The organism is uncultured Rhodospira sp. (genome assembly GCF_937138205.1).
Taxonomy (GTDB): Bacteria; Pseudomonadota; Alphaproteobacteria; order Rhodospirillales; family Rhodospirillaceae; genus Rhodospira.
Map to the genome: position 1 here is coordinate 72,510 of NZ_CAKZOT010000047.1, position 8,421 is coordinate 80,930.

Annotated in this window: 8 protein-coding genes and 1 tRNA gene; 5 read left to right on the forward strand and 4 right to left on the reverse strand. The window is 68.2% G+C overall.

Going from position 1 to position 8,421, the window contains the following annotated elements:
- Positions 1 to 11: 11 nt before the first annotated feature.
- A complete protein-coding gene (locus Q0309_RS06165; protein ID WP_299438554.1) occupies positions 12 to 1,136 on the forward strand; it encodes an asparaginase in 1,125 nt (374 codons plus the stop codon).
- A 66-nt stretch (positions 1,137 to 1,202) separates the two neighbouring features.
- On the opposite strand, the gene Q0309_RS06170 is transcribed toward Q0309_RS06165, so the two are convergent.
- From Q0309_RS06170 to Q0309_RS06180, 3 genes are all read right to left on the reverse strand, one after another.
- A complete protein-coding gene (locus Q0309_RS06170; RefSeq protein WP_299438556.1) occupies positions 1,203 to 1,649 on the reverse strand; it encodes a CBS domain-containing protein in 447 nt (148 codons plus the stop codon).
- A gap of 544 nt (positions 1,650 to 2,193) precedes the next feature.
- Positions 2,194 to 3,744 (reverse strand): 2-polyprenylphenol 6-hydroxylase, encoded by a 1,551-nt coding sequence (gene ubiB, locus Q0309_RS06175; protein ID WP_299438559.1) that lies wholly within the window; start codon positions 3,742 to 3,744, stop codon positions 2,194 to 2,196.
- 21 nt (positions 3,745 to 3,765) lie between these two features.
- Complete coding sequence (locus Q0309_RS06180) at positions 3,766 to 4,650, reverse strand: class I SAM-dependent methyltransferase (protein ID WP_299438561.1); 885 nt, start codon at positions 4,648 to 4,650, stop codon at positions 3,766 to 3,768.
- 102 nt (positions 4,651 to 4,752) lie between these two features.
- On the opposite strand from Q0309_RS06180, the gene mutM reads away from it, so the two are divergent.
- From mutM to Q0309_RS06200, 4 genes are all read left to right on the forward strand, one after another.
- On the forward strand, positions 4,753 to 5,592 hold the full coding sequence (mutM, locus tag Q0309_RS06185) for a bifunctional DNA-formamidopyrimidine glycosylase/DNA-(apurinic or apyrimidinic site) lyase (protein WP_299438563.1): 840 nt from the start codon (positions 4,753 to 4,755) through the stop codon (positions 5,590 to 5,592).
- Between the two features lie 16 nt (positions 5,593 to 5,608).
- A complete protein-coding gene (locus Q0309_RS06190; RefSeq protein WP_299438565.1) occupies positions 5,609 to 6,004 on the forward strand; it encodes a hypothetical protein in 396 nt (131 codons plus the stop codon).
- A gap of 113 nt (positions 6,005 to 6,117) precedes the next feature.
- Entirely contained in the window at positions 6,118 to 6,894 is a 777-nt protein-coding gene (locus Q0309_RS06195; RefSeq protein WP_299438567.1) for an enoyl-CoA hydratase, read from the forward strand.
- A gap of 514 nt (positions 6,895 to 7,408) precedes the next feature.
- Complete coding sequence (locus Q0309_RS06200; protein ID WP_299438569.1) at positions 7,409 to 8,014, forward strand: hypothetical protein; 606 nt, start codon at positions 7,409 to 7,411, stop codon at positions 8,012 to 8,014.
- A gap of 167 nt (positions 8,015 to 8,181) precedes the next feature.
- Here Q0309_RS06200 and Q0309_RS06205 read toward each other — a convergent pair.
- Positions 8,182 to 8,258: transfer RNA gene (locus tag Q0309_RS06205), tRNA-His, on the reverse strand.
- Between the last annotated feature and the right edge of the window lie 163 nt (positions 8,259 to 8,421).

Genomic DNA, 8,421 nt, shown 5'->3' on the forward strand with positions numbered 1-8,421 from the left:
GGACTGCCGCCATGCCCGAGGTGCCTTTGTCCGCTCCCGCCGACCCGGCGCCAGAGGACTCGGTCCGTTTTCCCGACAATCCGGTCCTGGTGGCCCTGACGCGCGGCGAGGCGATCGAGTCCTTCCATCGCGGCGCGGCCATCGCCCTGCGCGCCGACGGCCGGCCGGTGCTGGCCTGGGGCGATGTCGAGCGGCCGGTGTTCGCGCGTTCGGCGCTGAAGCCGATTCAGGCGCTGCCTCTGCTGGAGGCGTTGCCCGACGCGCCCGACCTGACGGCGGAGCGGATCGCGCTGCACACAGCCTCGCACGGGGGCTGGCCGATGCACGTGGACCGGATTCGCGCGTGGCTGGCCGCGATGGGCCTGACCGAGGCCGACTTGGAGTGCGGTGGGCGCGATTGGCCGCTGGACCCGGAGGCGACGCGTGATCTTGCCCGGCGCGGCGGCGCACCCGGCCCGGCGCACCACAACTGCGCCGGCCAGCACACCGGGTTCCTGCGGCTGGCGCTGGCCCTGGGCGCGCCGACTGCCGGCTATAGCCGGGCCGACCATGCCGTGCAGCAGGCGGTTACGGCGGTGCTGGGCGATCTCACCGACATCGACATGGAGACGGTGCCCTGGGGCGTGGAGGGCTGCGGCATCCCCTCTCCGGCGCTGCCGTTGTGGGCGGTGGCGCTGGGGACGGCGCGGCTGGCGGATCCGTCCGGCCTGGAGCCCGCGCGGGCGGGCGCGGCGAACCGTCTGCGGGCGGCCATGGCGGCGTGCCCCGACCTGGTGGCCGGCCCCGGTTCGTGCGACTCGCGCGTCATCCGCGCCACCGGCGGGCGCGTGCTGGTCAAGCGCGGGGCCGAGGGCGTCATGGTGGCGCTGCTGCCCGAGCCGGGCCTGGGCGTGGCGCTGAAGATCGACGACGGCGCCGCCCGTGCCGCCGAAGTGGCGCTGGGTTTGGTCTTGGAGACTCTGGGGGTGTTGACGGCCGACGAGCGCGCGGCGTTGGCCGACCTGTTCCAGCCGGCGCTGACCAATGCCGCCGGGCAGGAGACAGGGCGCACCGTACCCGTCCTTCCGCCCGAGGCGGCGGACGACGACGAGCCGCTCGGCGATCCGTGGGACGAGGATTGGGACGACGAGGATTGAAGCGGTGGATCGGGGTGTTCTCGCGGCCCGACTCCCGCCTCGCCGATGTACAGACGTGACGGCCGACTACGCGACGCCGTAGTTCTCGCCGTGGATGTAGGCGTCCCGCTCGCTCAGGTCGCGGCTCATCTGGTCATGCATGGCCCGGTGCAGGTCGCGCATGGACACCATCGACACCACCCGGTCCCCGTCGACCAGGGGCAGGTGGCGGAACCCTTCCTCCTGCATCAGGTTGAGGGCCTCGGTGGCGGAGGCATTCGCCGGCAAGGTGTGCGGATCGGGTGTCATGATCTCGTCGGCCCGGGTGGCCACCGGATTGCGGCCGATGGCGACGACGCGGGCGGTGATGTCGCGTTCGGTGATGATGCCGCTGAGCCGCTTGCCGTCCATCACCAGGACGGCACCGACGCGGTGGGTGGCCATGGCGACAGCCGCATCGCGGGCCGAGGCGTCCGGCCCGACGCTGATGAGAACACTGGTGTTGACGATCTCCGGAACGAGTTTACGAAGCATTCTCAATCCTCCCTGTGATCGACGCCCGCCGTTCGCCCAGGGTCGTTTGTCTGCCCCGGTGCCATGACGCGGACGGGTCAACGCTCCCGCTCGTTTCGAGCATAGTATAAATAGGGCGGCGTCTCGACCCTGAACGTGAGGGGCGATCGTCTTCACACGTCTGCGCCAACGGTCGCGCGAGCTGCCAGAGCCGCGCAAGACCCCACGCCAACCCGCCCCATTTCATCTATGGTATTCACACGTCTTTCCGCCGAAGCGGCGGCACTTCGCTCGCGCGACGATGTGACTCGTCATTGCGAACCCTCGTCGCAAGACGAGGGTGAAGCAATCCAGGGCGAAAAACACAAGTATCCGCCCTGGATTGCTTCGTCACTTCGTTCCTCGCAATGACAAACAGAAACAACGTTGTGTGAATCAGATAGCCGTTTACGGGGAGGGTTGGGGAGGGGTTCTGTTCCGTCCTGTCGGCTCACGCGAACGCTCCCAACCTCCCCCACAATGGGGGAGTTCGGGAGGGGTGACACCCGGCGGCGCGGCGCCGCCCTCAGTCCAGCACCACCAGCAGCGTCACCAGGATGGCCACCAGGCCCCACGGCAGCACTCTCAACACCGGGTTCCGGCGCGGCCCCATGGCCTTCAGCGTGTCGGGATGCAGGCGCAGGCCGTCGGCGCTGATCATCGAGGCGGCGCGGTCGGCGTGATCCAGGATCTTCGGCAGCCGGTCCGCCGCCGTGGTCAGCGTCTCGAAGCCGCTGCGCAGGCGCCCCACCGGCCCCAGGGTCTCGGCCATCCACTTTTCGATCAGCGGCTGCGCCAGTTCCCACATGTTCACCGTGGGCGCCACGGTGCGGCCGACGCCCTCGGTCACCAGCATACTTTTTTGCAGCAACAGAAGCTGCGGCTGGGTCGACATCTGGAAGGTTTCGGTGACCTGGAACAGCTGCGCCAGCAGGCGGGCAATGGAGATCTCGGCCAGCGGCTTGCCCAGGATCGGCTCGGCGATGGAGCGCGACGCCTGGGTGAAGGCCTCGACCGACTGGTCGGCCGGGATCCAGCCGGCGACAAAATGCGCCACGGCGACGCGGCGGTAGTCGCGGGTCAGGAACCCCAGCAGCATCTCGCCCAGGGTGCGCCGGGTGGCGGAGTCGACGCGGCCCATGATGCCGAAGTCCACGGCGACGACGGTGCCGTCCGGTTCGACGAACAGATTCCCCGGGTGCATGTCGGCGTGAAAGAAGCCGTCGCGGAACACCATGTTGAAGAAGGCATTGGAGGTGCGGCGGATCACCTCCAGCGGGTCCAGCCCGGCCGCGACCATCGTGTCGATCTCGTCGACCGGAATGCCGACGATGCGCTCCTGGGTCATGACCTGCTGGCCGGTGCGCGACCAGTCCACCTCCGGCACGCGGAAGGTCTCGTCGCCGGCGAAGTTCTCGGCCATCTCGCTGGCGGCGGCGGCCTCGAACCGCAGGTCCATCTCCATGTGGACCGAGACCTCGAACGTGCGGATGGTTTCAACCGGTTTCAGGCGCTTCATGACCGGCTGGGTCGATTCCATCACCTCCGCCAACCAGAGAAGCAGGGCGATGTCGCGCCGGAACGCCGCCTCGACCCCCGGCCGCAGCACCTTCACCGCCACCTTGCGGCCCTCCGGATAGGTCTTGTCGGGGGGCGTGATGGCGAAATGCACCTGGGCGATGGAGGCGGCGGCGACCGGCGTTTCGTCGAAGGTTTCGTACAGCACCTCAAGCGGGCGATCGAGTTCCGACTCGATGATCTCCCGCACCTGCTCGAACGGGAACGGCGGCAGCCGGTCCTGCAGGTCGGACAGGTCGGCGGAGATCTCCTCGCCGAGCAGGTCGGAGCGGATGGACAGCGCCTGGCCGAACTTGATGGCCGTCGGCCCCAGTTCCACCAGGGCATTGGCCAGCCGCTGGCCCGGCCGGCCCGGCGCCTTGCGGTTGACGAACAGGCGGGCGGCGGCGATGACCGGCTTGGCCACGCCGACCCGTTCGAGCAGGAACAGGGCGTTGTGGCGCGCCAGCACGCGGGCGATCACCCACAGGCGGATCAGATTGCGGCCGAGGCGTTGCATGAGACGGGTCCGGGGTCGGGCCTAGAGGCGCCAGCCCGAGTGAATGGCGGCGATCCCCGCCGAGAGATTGCGATACCGAACACGCCGCAGGCCGGCGGCCGACATGCGCCGGCACAGCTCCTCCTGCGGCGGGAACCGGCGGATGCTTTCCGCAAGGTACTCATAGGACTCGCGGTCGCGCGCCACGACCTGCCCCAGGGTCGGAAGGACCGAGAAGGAGTAGGTGTCATACAGCCGATCCAGGCCGGGCACCACGACCTTGCTGAACTCCAGGCAGAAAAAGCGGCCGCCGGGCTTCAGCACACGGCGGGCCTCGGCCAGGGCGGCGTCGATGCGGGTGACGTTCCGCAGGCAGAAGGCGATCGTGTAGAGATCGACGCTGGCGTCGTCCACCGGCAACTTTTCGGCGTCGCCCACCATCCAGTCCAGGCCGGCCACCAGGCCCCGGTCGAGCGCGCGGTCACGCCCCACCCGGATCATGTTTTCGTTGATGTCGCAAACCATGACTCGGCCGCCGCCGGCCGGCGGCGCGGGCGCCAGCGCCTCGTCCGAGGCGTCGACGTCGGGGTCGGCACGGCCCATGCGGCGGCGTGATGCCTCGGCGCGACGGGTCATGCGGTCGAGCAGGCGAAAGGCGATATCGCCGGTGCCGCCGCCGACGTCCAGGCAGGTCATCCCGGCCTGGGGCGCGACCATGTCGACGAACGAATCCTTCCAGAGGCGATGGACGCCCCCGCTCATCAGGTCGTTCATCAGGTCGTAGCGCGAGGCCACGGAATCGAACACGCCCCGAACCATGCCGGCCTTTTCGGCGGCGCGGACGGTGCGGTATCCGAAGTGGGTGGTGTCCGGGTCGGCCGGGGCGGCGGAGCCGGACTCCGGCGTGTCGGAGTCATGCTGTGTCATGCGCGGCACCTTAACGGATCGAGGGGCGCCGCACCAGAATTGTCGCGCGGGCGCCGTGCGTCTATATGGGGCGGTTGTCCGCCGGTCTGGAGTCCTCCATTCATGCCCGAACTGCCCGAGGTGGAGACCGTCCGCCGTGGCCTAGCGCCGGTGTTGTTGGGCCGCCGACTGACGCGGGTGGTGGTGCGCCAGCCCATGCTGCGCTGGCCGGTGCCGCTGGAGTTCGCGCGGGCGCTGACCGGTCGGCGGGTCGAGGCCCTGGACCGGCGCGGCAAGTACCTGTTGATCCGGCTGGATGACGACCGGGTTGTGATCGGACACCTGGGCATGTCGGGCTCGCTGGCGGTGCGTCCGCCGGGCGAGGCGCCGGCCCTGCACGACCACGTGATCCTGGAGACCGACGCGGGCGCGTGCGTGACCTTCCACGACCCGCGCCGATTCGGCGCCCTGCTGTTGAGCACCGCGCTGGGGGTGGAGGCCCACCCGCTGCTCGCCCACCTGGGGCCGGAACCGCTGGACGGCGCCTTCGACGGCCCGGCGCTGGCGGCGCGGCTGGCCGGCAAGCGCTGTTCCGTCAAGGCGGCGTTGCTCGACCAGCGCGTGGTGGCCGGCCTGGGCAACATCTATGTCAGCGAGAGCCTGTTTCGCGCCGGATTGTCGCCGCGCCGGCTGGCCGGCTCCGTCTCCGGTGCGCGCGCCGCGCGGCTGGCCGTGGCCATCCAGGCCGTCCTGCTGGAGGCGCTGGAGTCGGGCGGCTCGACTCTGCGGGATCACCGCCAGGCGAATGGCGAGCTCGGCTATTTCCAGCACGCGTTCGCGGTCTACGACAAGGAGGGGCAGCCCTGTCCCGGCTGCGACTGCGACGTGGCGCGCGAGGGCGGGATCCGGCGCCTGGTGCAGGGGGGACGCTCCACATTTTACTGTGCCCGCCGACAGCGCTGATGTAGCGTGCCCAGCCATGAAACACGGGTTCGGGAGACTGGCCGGCGCGATGGTGGCCGTCGCCCTGGTGGCGGCGATGCCGGCGCGCGCGGTGTTGGCTGAAGCGGGGGCGGGGGAGGCGGGGGCGTTCGTCGCCGGCACCGAGGACCTGCCGCTCATGGCCGGGCTGCGGCAGATGCCGGACCAGGGGGTGGTGTTCGAGACGGCCCAGGGCCGCATTGTCGAGGCCTTCGCGGTCGGGTTCCTTGACCGGGCGCGGGTCGAGCGCTTCTATGTCGACAGTCTGCCTCAGCTTGGCTGGCGCCACGCCGGCGGCCTGACCTTCCGCCGCGAGGGCGAGGTCCTGACGCTGTCGTTTCCGCAGGGGGCCGACCCCTTGACGGTCCGGTTCCGCATCGCGCCGGGCTCTTGACCGACGGCCCGACTGCTGGCACGAGAAGCGTCCGCGCCCCTTCGGCTGACCCGGTTTCCCACAGGGATCTTCCCCCGCGACTCAACGGTGCGGATCAGAGCGGAGCGTCAATCATGGCCTACGAGAACATCCTGGTGGAAACCCACGGCAAGGTGGGCGTCATCATCCTGAACCGGCCGAAGGCCCTGAATGCCCTGTCAAAGGGACTGACCCGCGAACTGGCGATGGCGCTCGACAGCTTCGAGGCCAATGACGACATCGGCGCCATCGTCCTGACCGGCAGCGAGAAGGCGTTCGCCGCCGGCGCCGACATCAAGGAGATGGCCAACAAGTCCTACATGGACGCCTACATGGAGGACTTCATCACCGTCGACTGGGAACGCGCCTCCACCTGCCGCAAGCCGGTGATCGCGGCCGTCGCCGGTTATGCCCTGGGGGGCGGCTGCGAGCTGGCCATGATGTGCGACTTCATCCTGGCGGCCGAGAACGCCAAGTTCGGCCAGCCGGAGATCACCATCGGCACCATGCCCGGGGCCGGGGGGTCGCAGCGCCTGACCCGCTTCGTCGGCAAGTCCAAGGCCATGGAAATGTGCCTGACCGGGCGCATGATGGACGTTGCCGAGGCTGAACGGGCCGGTCTGGTCAGCCGCGTCGTGCCGGTGGATGACCTCAAGGACGAGGCCATCAAGACGGCCGCCAAGATCGCCGACCTGTCGTTGCCGGTGGTGATGATGACCAAGGAGGCGGTCAACCGCGCCTTCGAGACCACCCTGGGCGAGGGGCTGCGGTTCGAGCGCCGCCTGTTCCACTCCACCTTCGCCACCGAGGACCAGAAGGAAGGCATGGCCGCCTTCGTCGAAAAGCGCCAGCCGGACTTCAAGAACAAGTAAGGCAACGGGTCCGGATCGCGACCAAGGGTCAGCGCCGGCCTCGTGAACTCCGGGGACATCACGAGACTGTGTCCGACATCTTGTCGTCCTCTGTCGCAATCTCGCGGCAGTTCTGTTGCAGTCCGGATTGATGGACTGCGGGATCGGCGCGAGGCAGGGTCAGAAGATCTCGTGTTGGCCGCGCGGCTACCGATGGGAAATGCTGGCAGCCCCAGGGGCGGACCGAACCTCCTTCCCTGGATAGGGCTATCCAATTCATCCCAAATTCTGCGGTTGGGCGCTTGATCAGAACGCAGGACTTTGAAACGGATCGAGAAAAGCGCGCACGTGCCTTCACCCTGGCATAGCGCAAAACGGTGTTTGTATTCGGTTCATCACGGGAGCCCGGGGAAAGGCGGACAACGGGACGGTCTGACAAACGTTCCGGATCCGTCAGGACCCTGTCAGGGACGGATCCCTATGGTGTCACCATGCCACGGAACAGTGGCGGTCTCGAATGGGGAGGACGGCAGCGATGAGCCACGACGATTGGTATGAACACGATTGGTACGATGACGACTGGGACGATGACGACTGGGACGATGACGATTGGTACGAACACCACCGAGACAACGACGGCTATTTCGACGATGACCGGTATGACGATCATTGGTCCGACCACGACCGGGACTGGGGCCACGGGCCGTATGACGACAGCCCGCATGGTGAAGGGCCGTTCGACGATCTGTTGCCGGTCGCTGGCATTCAGTCGCTCTTGGCGCTGTTCGATGCGGCCTGGTATCTGGCGGCCTACCAGGACGTCGCCGCCGCCGGCATGGACGCCCTGACCCACTACCTGACACACGGTGCCAGCGAAGGGCGCGATCCGAATGCTCATTTCGATACCGACGGATACCTGGACGTCTATTCCGATGTGGCGACCAGCGGCATGAACGCCCTGGCGCACTTTGCCGAATACGGCTGGCACGAGGGGCGCGATCCGTCCCCCCACTTCGACACCGACGGGTATCTGGCGCTGAACCCCGACGTGGCGGACAGCGGCATGAACCCGCTGGAACACTACGTTCTGTTCGGCGAGTCCGAAGGCCGGCCGTGCCACGACGACGACTCGTTTCTGTGAGACCTGGACCATGCGGCACTGCCGGCCCGGGCCTCTAGAGCAGATCGTTCGGGCGGATTCACGCGTCCCATTTGCCCTGCCGAGCGGGTCAAATGGGACGCGATCCGCCCTTGCACGCGGTCGGCGGCGTGGGCCGGCGTGCGAGTCTGATCGAGGAGGAAGGAAATTGGGGCGAGTAGTCGGATTTGAACCGACGACCTCTTGGACCACAACCAAGCGCTCTAACCAACTGAGCTATACCCGCCATCGGGCGCGGCATGAAACGGCGCGCCGGCCTCGCCGCGTGCAGGGGCGAGGAACGGCGGTGGATAGCCCATCCGCCTGGCGGCGTCAAGATCGGTTCGCGGCCTGTCCAGGGCAATCGGGTGAATTAGGGCGTGACAACGCGCGAAAGTTCTGAATCGATC